General features: G+C 72.7%; 18 protein-coding genes. 5 read left to right on the forward strand and 13 right to left on the reverse strand.

From position 1 onward, the window contains the following. The first annotated feature begins 79 nt into the window (after positions 1-79). Positions 80-499 (forward strand): rhodanese-like domain-containing protein, encoded by a 420-nt coding sequence (locus tag ACMT9T_RS08880; RefSeq protein WP_414745203.1) that lies wholly within the window; start codon positions 80-82, stop codon positions 497-499. Positions 500-508: 9 nt separating this feature from the next. Here the strand turns inward: ACMT9T_RS08880 and ACMT9T_RS08885 are convergent, their stop codons facing one another. Continuing rightward, complete coding sequence (locus tag ACMT9T_RS08885; protein ID WP_414745204.1) at positions 509-1,402, reverse strand: serine hydrolase domain-containing protein; 894 nt, start codon at positions 1,400-1,402, stop codon at positions 509-511. Positions 1,403-1,504: 102 nt separating this feature from the next. Between ACMT9T_RS08885 and ACMT9T_RS08890 the strand changes: the two genes are divergently transcribed. Further along, positions 1,505-1,801 (forward strand): hypothetical protein, encoded by a 297-nt coding sequence (locus ACMT9T_RS08890; RefSeq protein ID WP_414745205.1) that lies wholly within the window; start codon positions 1,505-1,507, stop codon positions 1,799-1,801. On the opposite strand, the gene ACMT9T_RS08895 is transcribed toward ACMT9T_RS08890, so the two are convergent. The 3 genes from ACMT9T_RS08895 to ACMT9T_RS08905 all read right to left on the reverse strand — a co-directional run bounded on the left by ACMT9T_RS08895 (position 1,767) and on the right by ACMT9T_RS08905 (position 3,526). Beyond that, positions 1,767-2,333 (reverse strand): GNAT family N-acetyltransferase, encoded by a 567-nt coding sequence (locus ACMT9T_RS08895; protein ID WP_414745206.1) that lies wholly within the window; start codon positions 2,331-2,333, stop codon positions 1,767-1,769. The two genes, ACMT9T_RS08890 and ACMT9T_RS08895, sit on opposite strands and share 35 nt — an antisense overlap. A gap of 34 nt (positions 2,334-2,367) precedes the next feature. Further along, complete coding sequence (locus ACMT9T_RS08900) at positions 2,368-2,766, reverse strand: SRPBCC family protein (protein ID WP_414745207.1); 399 nt, start codon at positions 2,764-2,766, stop codon at positions 2,368-2,370. A 79-nt stretch (positions 2,767-2,845) separates the two neighbouring features. After that, entirely contained in the window at positions 2,846-3,526 is a 681-nt protein-coding gene (locus tag ACMT9T_RS08905) for an SDR family NAD(P)-dependent oxidoreductase (RefSeq protein WP_414745208.1), read from the reverse strand. 101 nt (positions 3,527-3,627) lie between these two features. On the opposite strand from ACMT9T_RS08905, the gene ACMT9T_RS08910 reads away from it, so the two are divergent. Then, positions 3,628-4,485 carry a helix-turn-helix transcriptional regulator gene (locus tag ACMT9T_RS08910; protein ID WP_414745209.1) on the forward strand — a complete coding sequence of 286 codons (858 nt, stop codon included), beginning with the start codon at positions 3,628-3,630 and terminating at the stop codon, positions 4,483-4,485. 72 nt (positions 4,486-4,557) lie between these two features. Here the strand turns inward: ACMT9T_RS08910 and ACMT9T_RS08915 are convergent, their stop codons facing one another. The 4 genes from ACMT9T_RS08915 to ACMT9T_RS08930 are packed head-to-tail and all read right to left on the reverse strand — an operon-like array spanning position 4,558 to position 10,142. Further along, positions 4,558-6,912, reverse strand: coding sequence for a beta-xylosidase/alpha-l-arabinosidase (locus ACMT9T_RS08915; protein ID WP_489672270.1), 2,355 nt, complete (start codon positions 6,910-6,912; stop codon positions 4,558-4,560). Next, positions 6,909-7,814 carry a carbohydrate ABC transporter permease gene (locus ACMT9T_RS08920; protein WP_414745210.1) on the reverse strand — a complete coding sequence of 302 codons (906 nt, stop codon included), beginning with the start codon at positions 7,812-7,814 and terminating at the stop codon, positions 6,909-6,911. Before ACMT9T_RS08920 ends, ACMT9T_RS08915 begins: the two co-directional genes overlap by 4 nt. Further along, positions 7,811-8,839, reverse strand: coding sequence for a carbohydrate ABC transporter permease (locus tag ACMT9T_RS08925; protein ID WP_414745211.1), 1,029 nt, complete (start codon positions 8,837-8,839; stop codon positions 7,811-7,813). Before ACMT9T_RS08925 ends, ACMT9T_RS08920 begins: the two co-directional genes overlap by 4 nt. Positions 8,840-8,849: 10 nt before the next feature. Beyond that, complete coding sequence (locus tag ACMT9T_RS08930; protein ID WP_414745212.1) at positions 8,850-10,142, reverse strand: extracellular solute-binding protein; 1,293 nt, start codon at positions 10,140-10,142, stop codon at positions 8,850-8,852. 226 nt (positions 10,143-10,368) lie between these two features. Here ACMT9T_RS08930 and ACMT9T_RS08935 point away from each other — a divergent pair, with 226 nt between their 5' ends. After that, on the forward strand, positions 10,369-11,391 hold the full coding sequence (locus ACMT9T_RS08935) for a LacI family DNA-binding transcriptional regulator (RefSeq protein WP_414745213.1): 1,023 nt from the start codon (positions 10,369-10,371) through the stop codon (positions 11,389-11,391). A 20-nt stretch (positions 11,392-11,411) separates the two neighbouring features. Then, complete coding sequence (locus ACMT9T_RS08940; RefSeq protein ID WP_414745214.1) at positions 11,412-11,924, forward strand: tetratricopeptide repeat protein; 513 nt, start codon at positions 11,412-11,414, stop codon at positions 11,922-11,924. Here ACMT9T_RS08940 and ACMT9T_RS08945 read toward each other — a convergent pair. From ACMT9T_RS08945 to ACMT9T_RS08965, 5 genes are all read right to left on the reverse strand, one after another. Then, positions 11,921-13,297 (reverse strand): MFS transporter, encoded by a 1,377-nt coding sequence (locus ACMT9T_RS08945; protein WP_414745215.1) that lies wholly within the window; start codon positions 13,295-13,297, stop codon positions 11,921-11,923. The genes ACMT9T_RS08940 and ACMT9T_RS08945 overlap by 4 nt on opposite strands. 94 nt (positions 13,298-13,391) lie before the next feature. Continuing rightward, positions 13,392-13,958 (reverse strand): hypothetical protein, encoded by a 567-nt coding sequence (locus ACMT9T_RS08950; protein ID WP_414745216.1) that lies wholly within the window; start codon positions 13,956-13,958, stop codon positions 13,392-13,394. Beyond that, positions 13,958-14,533 (reverse strand): helix-turn-helix domain-containing protein, encoded by a 576-nt coding sequence (locus ACMT9T_RS08955; protein WP_414745217.1) that lies wholly within the window; start codon positions 14,531-14,533, stop codon positions 13,958-13,960. The genes ACMT9T_RS08950 and ACMT9T_RS08955 overlap by 1 nt, the downstream gene beginning before the upstream one ends. 41 nt (positions 14,534-14,574) lie before the next feature. Beyond that, a complete protein-coding gene (locus ACMT9T_RS08960; protein ID WP_414745218.1) occupies positions 14,575-15,357 on the reverse strand; it encodes an anti-sigma factor family protein in 783 nt (260 codons plus the stop codon). Then, positions 15,354-15,860, reverse strand: coding sequence for a sigma-70 family RNA polymerase sigma factor (locus ACMT9T_RS08965; RefSeq protein ID WP_012298279.1), 507 nt, complete (start codon positions 15,858-15,860; stop codon positions 15,354-15,356). The genes ACMT9T_RS08960 and ACMT9T_RS08965 overlap by 4 nt, the downstream gene beginning before the upstream one ends. Positions 15,861-15,928: the final 68 nt, after the last annotated feature.

A 15,928-nucleotide genomic window follows, 5' to 3' on the forward strand; every position in this document is an offset into this window, starting at 1 on the left:
GGGCGATCCGCGGCGCGACGGCCGCGATGCCGCGCGACGGCCCTTCCTCGCAGTCGGGCGTGACCGCTTCGATGGAGGCATGCAGACGAGCCTCTCCGCGACCGACTTCTTCGCCGCCAAGCTGACCTACGAGACCGACCCCGCCGACCTCGCCGCCGACCGCGCGAGCGGCGCCGCGCCCCTCGTGGTCGACGTGCGCTCGGACGCGTCGTGGGCGCAGGGGCGGATCCCCGGAGCCGTCCACATCCCCGGCCCGGAGCTGGCCGCGCGCGCCGCCGACGAGCTGCCCGACCGGGATGCCCGCGTCGTCGTCTACTGCTGGGGACCCGGCTGCAACGGCAGCACGCGCGCCGCACTCACCCTCGCGACGCTCGGCTACACGCGCGTGCAGGAGCTGATCGGCGGGTTCGAGTACTGGGCGCGCGAGGGCTTCGCGGTGGTGAGCGACGCGGGGCGGACGCGCCGGGAGCCGGATCCGCTGGCGGCGCCGGTCGGCTGACGCGGGAGCTCAGGCGAGGGCGGGCACCGCGTCCGCGACCGCCGCCACCGCGAGCTCGGCGAGCCGGTGGTCGCGCTCCTCCTCGTGGGCCGTGATGGTGACGACCGCGTCGCGGGATCCGTCGACCAGCACGTACTGGCCGTAGCGTCCGTCGAGGCGCCAGGCCTCGCCGGGGCCGTCCCAGGTCGCGAGGCCGTAGCGGGCGAAGGGGGACTGAGGGTCGGCGCCGGTGTCGATCCAGCTGCCGTGCATCCGATCGATCCACTCCGCGCTCACGAGCTGGCGGCCCTCCCACGCGCCGCGGTCGCGGAGCAGCCGGCCGATCCGCGCGAGCTCGCCCGTGCGGAGCTCCAGGCCGCTGCCGCCCACGACGAAGCCGAGCGGGCAGCGGTGCCACTGCGGGTTCTCGATGCCGAGCGGCTGGAAGAGGCGCGGGAGGAGCCAGTCGCGCACGTCGCCGACTGCGGCGGCGAGCATCCGCATGACGACGTAGGGGCTGGCGTCGCTGTACTGGAAGACACGGCCGCGGCTCGGCAGGCCGAGCATCGCCTGGGCGAGGTCGGGGCCGGGCACCGGTTCGTCGCCGAACCAGGCGAAGTCGATGCCGCTCGTCATGGTGAGGAGGTGCTCGACGGTGACGGTCTCGACGCCGGGGCCCAGCTCGATGTCGGGCAGCAGCTCGGGGACGCGGCTGTCGAGCGAGAGGATCCCCTCGCCCACGGCGATGCCGACGGCGAGCGCGCACACGCCCTTGGACACCGAGTAGAGGTTCTCGCGGTCGTCGCTGCGCCAGCGGTGCGCGACCTCGTCGTCGCCGATCCGCACGACGGCGCCGTACGCGCCGAGCCGCTCGCGGTCGATGCCCTCGACGAGGCGGGCGAGGGCGTCGACGGCGGTGCTCATGGATCCAGTGTGGCGGCGACGCCGGTTCGCGGGGGCACGGCCCTTCCCCGGGTGGGGGAACCGTGCGAGGGTGGCGGCTCGGCACACGGCAGGGGGGACGGCATGCGGCTCGCGACGCGGATCACCATCGGGGTGCTGGCGGCGGAGCTGGTCGCGATGGCGGTGCTGCTGCTCCTGGCCGACCGGTGGGAGGACATGGGCTGGCCCGCGCCCGGCATGGACCACTGGGTCGTCGGCGTGGGCTTCGCGCTGCCGCCGCTCATCGTGCTGACCGCGGTCGTGCTCGTGCTGCTGGTGGGGACGCGGATCGTCATGGCGGAGGTCGGGGCGTGGCGAGCCCGTCGCGCGCCGGTCGCGGATGGGATCAGTGCATCGTCGCGTTCCGCTGCGCGTCGCTGAGCGCGCGGTCGGCGTAGACGAGACGCATGACGCCGGGATCAGAGTTACCGGGATCCGGACCGCGGTGCACGAGCGCAAGACCCGCCTTCTCCGCCACGGCCGCCGACGCGCGGTTGTGCTCGACGAGGTAGGCCACCACGGGCAGGTCGGGCCGGTGAGCCCGCGCACGCTCGATCGCCTGCAGCGCCACCTCGGTCGCGTATCCGCGCCCCTGCACGGCCGGCGAGAAGCGGTAGCCGAGGTTCCAGAAGGCGTCGTGCGCGATGCCGCAGCCGCCGAATCCGATGACCGCGTCGGCGTCGCGCTCGCGCACGATCCAGGTGCCGAGGCCGTCGCGGTCCCAGCCCTCGGTCCGCGTGCGGAGGAAGCGGTAGGTCCGCGCCGGATCCGTGACGCGGAGCGACGGGTAGTGGGTCCAGACGGCGGGGTCGGAGAGGATCGCGTGCACCTCGTCGGCGTCGTCGGGCGAGGGGCGGTGCAGGTCGAGCCGCGCGGTGCGGTCCTCGGGGACGGCGAGGTGGGCGGGCGGCATGGGTCGACGGTAGCGGGACGGCCGAGCGAGCGGATCAGCCGCGGGCGACCAGATCCGCGAGCCGGTCGAGGTCCGCCGCGACGAGCGCCGCGTCCTCCGCGAAGGTGACGTCGGTCATGCCCGGCCGGCGGAAGAGGGTGAAGACGACCTCGCTGCCGTCGTCGTTGGGCAGGACGCGCAGCGGGTTGCGGACCACGGTGCCGTCGGGGAGCGTCACGTCGTGGTCGAGGATCCCGAGCTCGCGCGGGCCCGTGAACGCGATCTCGATGGCGCCCATCGGCGAGTCCGACAGCCACCGCCCGCCCTCGAGCCGGATCCCTGAACTGACGCCCGCCGCCCACTCGGGCAGCCGCGCCGGATCCCCCGCGACGGCGACGACGGACGCCACGTCGGCGTCGACGGAACGGGTGATGTGCAGCGCGGGCCAGGTCACGCCTCGACGCTACCGGGCAGCGGCGCGACGGCGGGCGCCGAATCCGTCGCGAGCCGAAGCCCGGTCGGTCCGCGCGACCTCAGTACTCGATGCGCCCGTGCCGGCTGTGGAACTCGCCGGTCGGCCCGTCGGGTCCGACGAGCGCCATGGCGACGGTCGCGTCGGTGCCCTCGGTCACGGTCTGGTGGCCGGTGTTGCCGTTGAAGTCGGTCGCCGTGTAGCCGGGGTCGGTCGCGTTGATCCGGAAGCCCGGCAGGTTCTTGGCGTACTGCACGGTCGCAATGATGAGGGCGGCCTTCGAGGTCGCGTAGGGCACGGTCATCACGTGGCTCTCGTCGGTGTCGGCGCCGCGGAGGGCGCGCGGCCAGCCGACGCCCGAGGCGACGTTGACGATCACCGGGGCCGAGGATGCCCGCAGCAGCGGCAGCGCCGCCTGAGTCACGCGCACCACGGCGACCACATTCGTCTGCAGCACCGCCAGCATCGCCTCGGGCGTGAGGTCGTCGACGCCCTGAGACGAGCCGAGGATCCCGGCGTTGTTGACGAGCACGTCGAGCTCCGGCAGCGACGCGATGGCGCGGTCGACGCTCGCCTGGTCGTCGACGTCGAGCTGCACGGGGTGGGCGCCGAGGGCGCGGGCGGCGTCGCCGTCGGCGGTGTCGCGCATGCCGGCGTAGACGGTGTGGCCGGCCTCGAGGAGGCGGCGGGCGGTCTCGAGTCCGAGGCTGCGGTTGGATCCGGTGATCAGTGTGGTGGTCATGGGTCGAGCCTGCGCCCCGCCCGCCGCATCGCCCAGGCACCGGTCGACGGGAGGACCGGCGGTACCAGGCTGATCCGCCTCCCAGCGCGGAGGATGGGGGCATGACCGAATTCGCGAGCGTCCTCCGCTCCTGGCGCGAGCGCGTGCAGCCGGCGGACGTGGGCCTGCCCGCGGGACCGCACCGGCGCACCGCAGGCCTCCGCCGCGAGGAGCTCGCCGCGCTCGCGGGCGTCAGCGTCGACTACGTCGTGCGGCTCGAGCAGGGCCGGTCGGTGAACCCGTCGCCGCAGATGCTCGGCGCGCTCGCCCGCGCGCTCCGCCTCACCGAGGACGAGCGCGACCACCTCCACCGGGTCGCGGGCGTCGCCCCGCCCGGCCGCGGCGAGGTGCCGCGGCACATCACGCCGGGCGTGCACCGGATCGTCGACCGGCTGGGCGACGTGCCCATCGCGGTGTTCACGGCGACCCACGACATGCTGCTGTGGAACCCGCTCTGGGCGGCGCTCAACGGGGATCCGTCGACGCGCACCGGCTGGGACCGCAACCTCGTCTGGACCTACTTCACCCAGGGCCACGGGGGCACCGACTTCGACGCCGTGCACGAGGAGGAGTTCGCGCGCGACCTCGCGGCCGACCTCCGCACAGCCGTCGGGCGCTACCCCGCGGATCGCGCGCTCGCTCGCCTCGTGGCTCGGCTGCGCGCCGAGGTGCCCGAGTTCGAGCGCCGCTGGAGCGAGGCGCGCGTCGCCGAGCACCGGTCGAGCCGCAAGACCGTGACGAGCACGCCCGTCGGCCCCATCACGATCGACTGCGACACCCTCTCGGTGCCGGGCAGCGACCTCCGCATCGTCGTCTACACGGCGGAGCCGGGCAGCACGGACGAGGCGCGGCTGGACCTGCTGCGGGTCACGGGCCTGCAGGCGCTGACGACGGCGCCGGTGGAGGTGGCGGGGGCCTGATCCCGCGCACGACGGAGCCCCGGCCGCCGCGTCTCGAGGACGCGGCGCCGGGGCTCCGTCGTTCGGGCGGGATCAGCTCGGCTCGAGCACCCGCTCCGATGCCGCGACGGCCTCCACGGACGTGCCGACGTACCGCTCGTCCGCGATGGTGACGTGGTGCGCGGATCCGGTGATCTCGATCGCCGCCTCCGTCTCCTTCACGGCGCTCGACGGCCCGACCCACAGCTCGACCGCGCCCGGCTCGACGATGCGGTGGTACCGCAGGTCGGTGAGCGCGAGGCGAGTGGTGGGCACGCGGAACGTGACGCGCGCGGACTCGCCGGCGGCCAGATCCAGCCGCAGGTAGCCGAGCAGCTGCGCGACGGGCCGCGTGACGCTGCCCTGCACGTCGCGCGCGTAGAGCTGCACGACGTCGGTGCCGTCGCGGTCGCCCGTGTTGCGGACCACGACCGTCGCCGTGAACGCCTCCCCCGCCCGCACCTCGGCCGACTCCACGGACAGGTCGCTGCGCGAGAAGGTCGTGTACGACAGGCCGTGCCCGAACGGGAGGACGGGCGTGGGATCCGCGCTCGTCACCTCCGACGGGCCCCCGAGGATCGGGTGCAGGTACGAGAACGGCTGCGCGCCCGCCGACCGCGGGAGCGACACGGGCAGGCGGCCCGACGGCGACACCCGGCCGGAGAGGAGACCTGCGATCGCGGATCCGCCCTCCTCGCCCGGGAAGAACGCCTGGAGCACGGCGGCCGGAGCCGCCTCGCCCTCGAGAGCCCACGCCACCGCGTACGGCCGGCCGGTGAGCAGCACCACGACCACGGGGGTCCCGGTGGCGCGAACGGCCTCGACCAGCTCGCGCTGCACGCCCGGCAGCTCGAGGCTCTCGACGTCGTTGCCCTCGCCGACCGTGCCGCGGCCGAACAGGCCCGCCCGGTCGCCGACGACCACGACCGCGAGGTCGGATCCGCGCGCGGCGTCGAGGGCGGCGTCGAAGCCGGAGCGGTCGTCGCCCTCGACGTCGGCGCCGTGCGCGAGCACGAGCTCGGCGTCGGGCAGCTCCGTGCGGAGCGCCTCGGCGACCGTCGGGATCGCGAACCCGAGCGGCGTGCCCGGGTGGTGCGCGAGCACATGGTTCGCGAACGAGTAGCAGCCCATGAGCGCCTCGGCACTGTCGGCGTTGGGGCCGATGAGCGCGATGCGCGCGGGCGCCGTGCGGTCGCCGCCCGCGAGCGGCAGCGTGCCGTCGTTGGCGAGCAGCACCACGGACTCCTCCGCGAGCCGGCGCGCGACGTCCCGGTGGGCCGGGGTGTCGAGGTCGATCTCGGTGGGCGGCGCGTCGAAGGTCGCGTCGAGGAGCCCCAGCTCCTCCTTCTCGTCGAGCACGCGGAGCACCGCGCGGTCGACGAGCGACTCGTCGGCGAGCCCGGCACGGATCCGCTCGGCCAGCGGCGCGAGGTACGCGTCGCCGGTGGGCAGCTCCACGTCGATGCCGGCGGCGAGCGCGAGCTCGGCCGCCTCGCCGCGGTCGCCCGCGACGGCGTGCATCACCTGGAGGAACGCGACCGAGAAGTAGTCGGAGACCACGACGCCGTCGAAGCCCCAGCGCCCGCGGAGCACGTCGGTGAGGTACTCCGGGGTGGCGCCGACGGGCGCGCCGTCGATCTCCGCGTACGAGTTCATGACCGAGCGCACCCCGCCGTCGAGCACCGCCATCTCGAAGGGCGGCAGCAGCACGTCCTCCACGAAGCGCGGGCCCACGTGCGCGGGCGCGTGGTTGCGGCCGGACTGCGAGACCGAGTAGCCGACGAAGTGCTTGAGCGTGGCGTGGATCCCCGCCGACTGCAGCCCCTTCACGTACGCCGTGCCGATGGTGCCGACCACGTACGGGTCCTCGGCGATGCACTCGTCGACGCGGCCCCAGCGGGCGTCGCGGATCACGTCGAGCACGGGCGCGAGGCCCTGGTGCACGCCGAGCTCCTTCATCGAGCCGCCGATGAGAGCGGCCATCTCCTCCACGAGACCGGGGTCGAACGACGCGCCCCACGCGAGCGGCGTGGGGAAGGTCGCGGCCTGCCACGCGGCGAGCCCGGTGAGGCACTCCTCGTGCACGAGCGCCGGGATCCCGAGCCGCGTCTCCGTCTGGAGCCGCCTCTGCTCGGCCCACAGCCAGGACGCGCGCTCGACGGGATCCACGGGACGCGTGCCGTAGACGCGCGTCAGGTGCCCGAGGCCGTGCTCGGTCGCCTCCTCGTAGCGGCCGGTCGTGGCCATCTCGCCCTGCATGGGCGCGACGACCTCGCCGCCCTGGTCGACCCAGTAGCCGACGATCTGCGCGAGCTTCTCCTCGAGGGTCATCCGCGCGTGCAGCGCGCGGACGCGCTCCGACACCTCGGGCAGCTCCACGGCGCCCGCGGTCGTCTCCGCCCCGGTCACCCCTTCACCGCGCCCGTGAGGCCGCCGACGATGCGGCGCTCGAAGATCGAGAAGAAGATGAGCGCGGGGATCATCGACAGCGACGTGAACGCGAGCACCTTGGCCGTGTCCACCGAGTACTGCGACGAGAACGACTGCACGCCGAGCGGCAGCGTGTAGATCGACGGGTCGCTCAGGAGGAACAGCGGCAGCAGGTAGGAGTTCCAGCTGCCGATGAACGCGAGGATCCCGACGGTGATGACGCCGGGCATCGACAGCCGCACGACCATGCGGAAGAAGAACCCGAGGCGGCTGCACCCGTCGATGAACGCGGCCTCCTGGATCTCGTCCGGGATGGCCCGCAGGAACGGCACCAGGATGATGATCGTCGTCGGGAGCGCGAACGCGATCTGCGGGAGGATGATCCCCGGCAGCGAGTTCGTGAGCCCGAGCGAGCGGATCACGATGTACAGCGGCGTGATCGCCACCGTGATGGGGAACATGAGCCCCGACGCGAAGAGCGCGTAGAGCGCCCCGCGGCCGAAGAACGTGTACCGGGCCAGCACGTAGCTCGCCATGAGGCCCAGCACGACCGCGCCGACCGTGGTGCCGACCGCCGCGATGAGCGAGTTGCCCACCTGCCGCCAGAACATCGAGCCCGTGAGGACGTCGACGTAGTTCTGGATCTGCCACGGCGACGGGAAGCCCGCCGGGTCGGTCGTGATCTGCGCGTTCGTGCGGAACCCGCCGATGATGATGTACGCCACCGGCGTCAGCATCAGGGCGATGAGCACGACCGCGACGAGATAGGGAACAGGGTTGTTGCCCTGGCCGGGCACCTTCGCCCGCTTCGGCTTCGGCGTCTTCGCCGAGTAGGTGGGATCCAGGTCCGCGTTGCGCGGAGCTGCGGTGGCGACGGTCACTTCTTCGCCTTCCTTCCTGCACCCGTGAGGGCGCCGGCGGTGTCGCGGTTGAGCACGAACCGCTGGTAGACGAGCGCGACGACCAGGGAGATGAGGAACAGCACGACGGCGACGGCGTTGCCGTACCCGTAGTTGCCGGATCCCCGCCCGTTCGCCACGAGGTACGTGGCCATGGTCGAGGTGCCCGCGGTGGCCGAGATGTACTGGCCCCAGATGATGTAGACGAGGTCGAACAGCTGCAGCGAGCCGATGATCGACAGGAACGCCCAGATGCGCAGCGTCGGCGCGAGCAGCGGCAGCGTGATGCGGCGCTGGATCTGCCAGTACGACGCGCCGTCGATGGCGGCCGCCTCGCTGAGCTCCTCGGGGATGCCCTGCAGGCCGGCGAGGAAGAGGATCACCGCGAAGCCGATGTACTTCCACGTGATGATCGTCATGAGCGACCAGATCGCGATGTCGGGGTTCGCGAGCCAGTCCTGCTGGAGGTCCGCCAGGCCGACGTTCGCGAGGAAGCCGTTGAGCGCGCCCGAGCCCTGGAGCATGAGGCTCCAGCCGGTGCCGACGACGACCTCGGAGATCACGTACGGCACGAAGATCAGCACGCGGATGATCGACTGGCCGCGCAGCTTCCGGTTGAGCAGGAGCGCCACCATGATCGCGACCGGGCCCTGGAGCACGAGCGAGAGGACCACGATGACGGCGTTGTGCATCAGCGCCTCGTGGAACGTGGGGTCCTGGAGGATCGTGATGTAGTTCCGGAAGCCCACGAAGATCGTGGGCGGGCCGAAGCCCTGCCAGCTGAAGAAGCCGTAGTAGGCCGCCATCACCACGGGGTAGATGACGAAGCCCAGGAAGAAGAGGAGGGCCGGGCCGACGAGGATCAGGACCTCGAGGCGACCGGTCCAGCCGAGGCCGCGGCGTCGCGCACGAACCGCCGAGGGCGGCGTCGTCGCGACGCCGCCCTCGGGGTGTGCAGGATCAGCCGCGGGGCGCTGCTCGTCGAGCGAGCTCTCGCGGATGGCCATGTCGGTGCGCCTAGGCCTTCTTGGCCGCGTCGCCGACGGTCTGGATGAGCTTCTCCGGGCTGCCGTCGCCCGCCATGAGGTCGACCACGCCGACGTTCATCGCGTTGCCGACGTTCAGGCCGTAGACCGTGTCGAGCCACTGGGAGACGTAGGGCGCGTCGTTGTACGCCTTCAGGATCTCCTGCAGGTACGGCTCCGTGACCGCCTCCTGCGACTTCGTGTTCACGGGCGGGGCGTTGAAGGCGACGTAGTACTCCTTCTGCACGTCGGCGGTGCCGATGTAGTTGAGGAAGTCGACGCACGCCTTCGGGGCCTGCGCGGAGCAGGAGTACCCGTCGATGCCGCCCATGATGGAGCCGGGCTCGCCCTTGCCGCCGGAGATCTCCGGGAAGGGGAACCAGGACAGGTCGGCCAGCGGCTTCTGGTCCGGCGTCAGGCCCGCGATGACTCCCGGGTCCCAGGCGCCCATGAGCTCCATGGCCGCCTTCTTGTTGGCGATGAGGCCGGCGGAGCTGCCCGCGCCCTGCTGGGCCGCGGTGGTGAGGAAGCCGTCGTTGAACGGGTTCGTGCCGACGAGGTCCTCGACGTCCTGGCCCGCCTTGACCCAGCAGTCGTCGCTGAAGTCCTTGTCCTTGGCGGCCTTCTCGAGGGTGTCGGAGCCGCACTCGCGGAGCGCGAAGTTGAAGTACCAGTGCGCGGCGGGCCACGCGTCCTTCGCGCCGAGCGCGATGGGGGCGACGCCCGTGGCCTTGAGCTTCTCGACGGCCGAGTCCAGCTCGTCCATCGTCTTCGGCGTCTCGGTGATGCCGGCCGCCGTGAAGAGGTCCTGGCTGTAGAAGATGCCGCTGGGGAGCACGGCGACGGGCATGGCGTAGGCCTTGCCGTCGATCGAGTTCGCGTCGAACGCGCCCTTCGAGATCTCGGACTTCGCGTCGGCGGAGATGCCGTCGGTGATGTCCATGATCTGTCCGGCGGCGACTGTGGCGGCGAGCTTGCCGCCACCGCGCTGCAGGAAGATGTCGGGCGCGTCGCCCGAGTTGAGGGCCGTCTGGAGCTTGCCGTCGAGGTCCTCGTTCTGGACCGACGTGGGCGTGACCGTGACGCCGGGGTTCGCGGCGTTGAAGTCCGCCGTCGTCTTGTCCCAGAACGCCTTGCCGGGGCCGGTGGTGGAGTTGTGCCACAGCGTCATCTCGACGGGGCCGCCGTCGTCGCCGCTGCCGGAGCCGCCGCCGCTGCAGCCGGTGAGGGCGAGAGCCCCCACGAGCAGGGCCGCGGATCCCGTGAGGATCTTCCGTGCCTTCATGTCGTTCTACCTGTCTCTTCTTTGAGCGCACCCTGGTGGGTGTCGGGGGTGGACGTGCACGAACCGCGTGCCTGGTGCTGTGGGGTGCGGCTCTGTCCGGCCCTGCTGTCGCGTCGTCGCGTCGTCGCTCCATCGTGACGGGGGGGCCGGTCGGGCCAGTCTCGGTCGCCCAATCCGCTTCGTCAAACGTTTTCGAAATCCTTTTCCCCGGGCGTAGGGTCAGCCCATGTCCCGCCGCGCCACCATCCACGACGTCGCCGCCGCCGCCGGCGTCTCGGTGTCGACCGTGTCCAAGGCGGTGAACGGGCGCTACGGGATCTCGGCCGAGACCTCGCGCCGCGTGATGGAGGTCGTCGAGCGCCTCGGCTACGAGTCCAGCCTCGTCGCGAGCAGCATGCGCTCCCACCGCACGGGGGTGATCGGCGTGCTCGTGGCGGACTTCGAGCCGTTCAGCGCCGAGATCCTCAAGGGCGTGGGCGCGGCCCTGCGGAAGTCGCGCTACGACCTGCTCGCGTACAGCGGGTCGCGGCAGGTGGACGGCACGGGGTGGGAGCGCCGGTCGCTCAGCCGCCTGAGCGGCACCCTCATCGACGGCGCGATCATGGTCACCCCCACCGTCGTGCACGCGCAGACCGAGATCCCCGTCGTCTCCATCGACCCGCACACCGGGCCCGCCGACCTGCCGAGCGTCGAGTCCGACAGCCTCGGCGGCGCCCTCCAGGCGACCCGGCACCTCCTCGAGCTCGGGCACCGGCGGATCGGGTTCCTCGCCGGCCGCCCGGACCTCCGCTCCGCGAGCCTGCGCGAGGCCGGCTACCGGCGCGCGCTGCAGGACGCGGGCATCGCGTTCGACCCCGCGCTCGTGCGCTCCGGGTTCTTCCTCACGGCGCTCGCCCGGGAGCCGGCGCGCGCGTTGCTGTCGATGTCCGACCGGCCGACCGCGATCTTCGCCGCCAACGACCTCTCCGGCATCGCGATCCTGCAGGTGGCGGCCGAGCTCGGGATCCGCGTGCCCGAGGACCTCTCCGTCATCGGCTTCGACGACATCCCCGAGGCGTCGCAGATGACGCCGCCGCTCACCACCATCCGCCAGCCGATGCAGCGCCTCGGCACGACCGCGGTGGACCTGCTCATGTCGCTGATGGGCGGCACCGAGCCGGAGGCGGAGGCGATGCGCGTGCAGCTGCCGACGCGGCTCGTGCGCCGGGCGACGACGGGGCCGCCGCCGGCGCGGTCGCGGTCGCGCTGAGCGCCTGCCAGGCTGGCGGGATGGACCACGACGACTGGGACGCCCGGGTCGCCGCCTTCTGGGCGACCGCCGACGACGAGCGCGCCGACGAGACGGTCGCCGCGATGCGCGCGCTGGTCGCCGAGCGGCCCGACGGGGATCCGCGCGCCCTCTTCGAGCTGGCCTGTGCGCACGACTTCGTGGGCCGCGAGGCCGAGGCGGTGCCGCTGTACCGGGCCGCGCTCGACGGCGGGTTGGACCCCAAGCACCGGCCGCTCGCGGTGATCCAGCTGGCGAGCTCCCTGCGCAACGTCGGCGAGCCCGCGGAGGCCGTCGCGCTGCTCGAGGCCCTGCCCGACGACGCCGACGCGGCCGGGCGCGACGCGTTCCTCGCGCTCGCGCTGCACGACGCGGGTCGCCCGACGGAGGCGCTGGCCGTCGCGCTCCGCCGTCTCGCGCCGACGCTGCCCGGGTACGGCCGGGCGGTCGCGGCGTACGCCGAGGAGCTCGCCGACCGCGCGCGGGCCGACGCGGCGGATCCCGCGGAGGGCTAGGCGCCGGGCGTCGTGCGCGTCGGGTCGACCGCGGCGGGCGCGGATCCCGTCTCCGGAGCGGCGGCATCCGCGTCCGCATCCACCGCATCCGCCTCCGCCTTCTTCTCGCGGGCGATGCGGATCGCGGCGCGGCCCGACGGGAGCGAGATGGCGACCGCGATCACGACGACCGTGATGATCCCGGCCGCCACGAGCAGCGTCTGCACGCTGAACACGTCGGCGAGCGGGCCGAAGGCGACCGCGCCGATCGGGGTGGCGAGCGCCATCACGATGCTGACGTAGCTGAAGACGCGACCGTGCATCTCGGGCGCGACCGTCTCCTGCACGAGCGTCATGAACGGCGCCGAGAACAGCGGCACGAACAGGCCGATCGCGAACATGAACCCGTAGAAGACCCAGAGGTTGGGGCTGAGGCCGAGGCCCGCGGTGAAGATCGCGAAGCCGAAGCAGCTCACGAGGATCAGCGTCATGCGGTCGGACTTCGCGAACAGCGTCGACACCAGCGCGCCGCCGCCGAGCATGCCGACGCTGAAGGCGATCTCGAGCACCGTCACCATCCACACCTCCGTGCCGTAGGTGCGCGCGACGAGCAGCGGCGTGATGAAGGACGGCGCCACCGTGAGCAGGAAGATGATCGCGAAGACCACGAGCAGCCAGCGCACGACGGGGTTGCCGCCGATGTAGCGGATCCCCTCGACGAGGTCCTCGCGGTACGTCGAGGTCTTGTCGGCGATGGACGCGAGCGTCGGCACGGCGACCGACAGCAGGAACGCGATGCCGATCGCGGCCGTGATCGCGTCCACGAAGAACAGGGGCACGAGGCCGTAGGCGGCGAAGATCGCGCCCGCGGCGGCCGGCGCGAGCAGGGCCATGGCGGACTGGATGGTGCCGAAGATCCCGTTGACGCGCAGCAGCTGCTCGGGCGGCACGATCTGCGGGATCATCGCCTGCACCGCGGGCGTCTGGAACCCCGCGCCGACGGAGCGCACGGCGACCGCGAGCAGGATGATCCAGAGGTCGGTGACCCCGTTCATCATGAGCAGGGCGAGCGCCAGGGTCACGATCGCGATGGTGCTGTCGGAGACGATGACGAGCACCCGGCGGTTCATGCGGTCGGCGAGCGTGCCGCCGAAGATCGAGACGATGCCCTGCGGCAGGAAGGCCGCGACCGCGTAGAGCGCGATCGCGAAGCCCGAGCGGGTCTCGAACGTGACGTACCACATGACCGCGTACTGGACGAGCATCGAGCCGAACAGCGAGACCGTCTGGCCGCTGAGGAACAGGGTCGCGTTGCGCTTCCAGCGGGCGGCGACGACGGCGTGGTCTGCCGCGCTCATCTCGGGCACGTCGGCCGGGATCGCCGGGTCGCTCATCGGGTCCTCGCCTGCTCGCGTTTCCTCGGGTGTGGGACGCCAGGTTACGGCCCAGTGCGGGCGGCGCGCCAGGGGTGGGGCGGGTGATCCGCCGTCAGCCGACCACCGGTGGCGGCGGGGTGTCGGGGCGCTCGGGGAGTCCGACGTCGAGGATCCTCGTGATGAGCTTCTCCGCCTGCGCCGACAGGTCGTCTCCCGGGTAGTAGGCCTCATGCAGGTCCTCCAGCTCGGACAGGGACGAGAGCCCGCATATGACCATGAGGCGGGAGATGTCCCGGCCGTCTCGGCCCGGCCGCCCGGCGTGGAGCTTCATCGCGAGCAGGGCCTCGGCCGAAGCGATCTCGACCACCAGGCCGTCCCCCACGAAGATCTCGATCCACTCCACGTCGCGGCCGTACGCCGGGATGAAGAACGCCCCGTCGTCGTTCAGCCAGTCCGAGCCCCAGCCGCGCCTCTCCGCGATGAGGGCGACGGACTCCTGCACGTCGGCATCGAACCTCAGGCGCGCATCGATGTCGACCGTCGTCCCACGGTCGAAGTGGCACAGCGCGAGTGCCGCGCCCCCGAAGATCTGCATCCGACCGGTGATGCCCCGGAGTCGCAGCGCGGCGACGAGCTCGGACAGCGAGGCCATCAGCGCGTTCCGGTCGAGTGCGTGCATCAGACGCTCGCGAGGGTCGCGGGATCGAGGAGCACCCCATGACGGCGGAACGCCGGGACCGCGCGCTCCGGGTCGACCGGCAGGTCGTAGACGCCGTCTCCGAAGATCCAGCTCCTCCGCAGCCGGCGATCGTCCGAGCTGACCCAGGACGGGAGGGGAAGGCCCTCCTCCTCGAGCCGGTGCTCGACGAGGCCCGCGACAGCCGCGTCCCAGCGCTTCTCGCCCGTTCGGGCCGGCTCCGCGATGGTCAGCGCGAAGCGGACCTCGTGGTGTACAGCAGCCAGGTCGTCCGCGAGCTGGATGAAGTGGCGGACGGCGAGCTCCCGTTCCCCTTCTGCCAGTCGCGAGGCGATCTCCGCCGTCGCGCTGGCTGCCGTGTGCCGCCGGGTCGGGATCGAGATGAGCTGATGACCGGTCGCGAGCAAGAGCCGATCGACGGTCTCGGCACTGGGGCTGCGCCGCCCGGACTCGAGGTCCGACAGCGTCGACTGCGCGACCCCGGAGCGCCCGCTCAACTGGCGCTGCGTGTATCCGCGGCTCCGCCGTGCGGCATGGACCAGATCACCGATCGACATGATGGACCTCCTTGATAGCCAGAATGCTATCAGGAGACGCCTCAGAGGTCCCGGCTCGCCAGCACCACGTCGGAGTCGGACGGCGTGATCTGCACGGAGCGGATCCGCTCGATCGGCATGCTCGAGGTGGCCGCGAGCTGCCGCGACTCCGACTGGCCCGCGCCCCACGTGGCGACGACCGTGCGGGAGCCCGCGTCGTCGATCGCGACGAGGTCGTAGGCACCCTGGCCGACGCCGCCGCCCGCGTAGGCGCAGCTCCAGTCGAAGCGCGTGCCGTACGGCTTGGGGGTGACGGCGAGCTGCGCGGTGACGCCGTCGGAGAGCTCGGAGCGCATGCTCACGGCGTCGGCGGGCAGGCCCTCGGCCAGCGGCGAGGAGGCGGCGGGGGACGGGTCCGCGACCGGCGCGCTCACGCCGGCGCGGAGAGCGGACCCGAGGCCGGCGCCGCCCACGAGGAGCACGACGGCGGCGGCCGCGAGGATCCACCCGCCCGCACGACGGGACAGCGCCGGTCGGCCGGGCACGGACGGCGTGCGGCGACGGCGGCGCGGGACCCGGTGCGCGGCAGCGGGGGCCGGCCGGTCGCGCGGCTCGGGCGCGGGCTGCGGCACGGTGGGGGACTCGGGCTCGTCCATGAGGGCGAGCGCGTCCTCGACGGGCAGCATGCGCAGCACCCCGGGCAGCCCGGAGAGCTCGGCGAGGGAGCGCATGCACGCGTCGCAGCCCTCGAGGTGGGACTCGAAGAGCGCGCGGTCGGTGGCGCTCAGGCTGCCGAGCACGTATGCGGCATCCCACTCGTGGATGTCGTCGGCGCGGTCGTTCATCGGGTGACTCCTCGTTCCTGCAGTGCGAGCCGGAGCGCCTTGAGCGCGTAGTGGAGGCGGGACTTGATGGTGCCGGGCGGGACGCCCTCGCGTTCGGCGGTCTCCGCGACGGAGCGGCCCAGGTGGTAGCAGCTGACGACCGCACGGCGGTGCTCGGCGGAGAGCGAGGCGAGCGCCTCGGCGACGAGCAGGCGGTCGATGATCGCGTCGGACGCGTCGGCGACGGGATCCTCGGGCAGGGTGTCCGTCGGCGTCTCGCGGCCGCGCCAGGCGCTGCGGCGGTCGTCGATCACGAGGTTCCGCACGACGGTGAAGAGCCAGCGGCGGGCCGACTCGTCGTCCTCCGCGAGGATGGCGGGCGAGCGCCAGGCCCGCAGCAGCGCCTCCTGCACGACGTCCTCGGCGAGCGCCGGATCCCCCGTCAGCCGCAGCGCGTACCGCTGCAGCGCGGGTGCGTGCGCATCGTGCAGCGCCCTCATGCGGGCCGTGCTCTCCGTGGTCATCCGTGCCTCCTCCCTCCACGACGAGATGGACGGCCGGAAGGTTCACCGTTCAGGGGAATCATCTCAGG

Source organism: Clavibacter vidaverae, assembly GCF_047529985.1.
GTDB lineage: Bacteria > Actinomycetota > Actinomycetes > Actinomycetales > Microbacteriaceae > Clavibacter > Clavibacter nebraskensis_A.

Coding starts and splice junctions, on each gene's coding strand:
- ACMT9T_RS08960 (WP_414745218.1), bottom strand. CDS start 15,357: ATGAACGACCGCGCCGACGACATCCACGAGTGGGATGCCGCATACGTG.
- ACMT9T_RS08925 (WP_414745211.1), bottom strand. CDS start 8,839: ATGGCCATCCGCGAGAGCTCGCTCGACGAGCAGCGCCCCGCGGCTGAT.
- ACMT9T_RS08890 (WP_414745205.1), top strand. CDS start 1,505: ATGCGGCTCGCGACGCGGATCACCATCGGGGTGCTGGCGGCGGAGCTG.
- ACMT9T_RS08885 (WP_414745204.1), bottom strand. CDS start 1,402: ATGAGCACCGCCGTCGACGCCCTCGCCCGCCTCGTCGAGGGCATCGAC.
- ACMT9T_RS08910 (WP_414745209.1), top strand. CDS start 3,628: ATGACCGAATTCGCGAGCGTCCTCCGCTCCTGGCGCGAGCGCGTGCAG.
- ACMT9T_RS08895 (WP_414745206.1), bottom strand. CDS start 2,333: ATGCCGCCCGCCCACCTCGCCGTCCCCGAGGACCGCACCGCGCGGCTC.
- ACMT9T_RS08880 (WP_414745203.1), top strand. CDS start 80: ATGCAGACGAGCCTCTCCGCGACCGACTTCTTCGCCGCCAAGCTGACC.
- ACMT9T_RS08965 (WP_012298279.1), bottom strand. CDS start 15,860: ATGACCACGGAGAGCACGGCCCGCATGAGGGCGCTGCACGATGCGCAC.
- ACMT9T_RS08945 (WP_414745215.1), bottom strand. CDS start 13,297: ATGAGCGACCCGGCGATCCCGGCCGACGTGCCCGAGATGAGCGCGGCA.
- ACMT9T_RS08935 (WP_414745213.1), top strand. CDS start 10,369: ATGTCCCGCCGCGCCACCATCCACGACGTCGCCGCCGCCGCCGGCGTC.
- ACMT9T_RS08955 (WP_414745217.1), bottom strand. CDS start 14,533: ATGTCGATCGGTGATCTGGTCCATGCCGCACGGCGGAGCCGCGGATAC.
- ACMT9T_RS08940 (WP_414745214.1), top strand. CDS start 11,412: ATGGACCACGACGACTGGGACGCCCGGGTCGCCGCCTTCTGGGCGACC.
- ACMT9T_RS08930 (WP_414745212.1), bottom strand. CDS start 10,142: ATGAAGGCACGGAAGATCCTCACGGGATCCGCGGCCCTGCTCGTGGGG.
- ACMT9T_RS08950 (WP_414745216.1), bottom strand. CDS start 13,958: ATGCACGCACTCGACCGGAACGCGCTGATGGCCTCGCTGTCCGAGCTC.
- ACMT9T_RS08905 (WP_414745208.1), bottom strand. CDS start 3,526: ATGACCACCACACTGATCACCGGATCCAACCGCAGCCTCGGACTCGAG.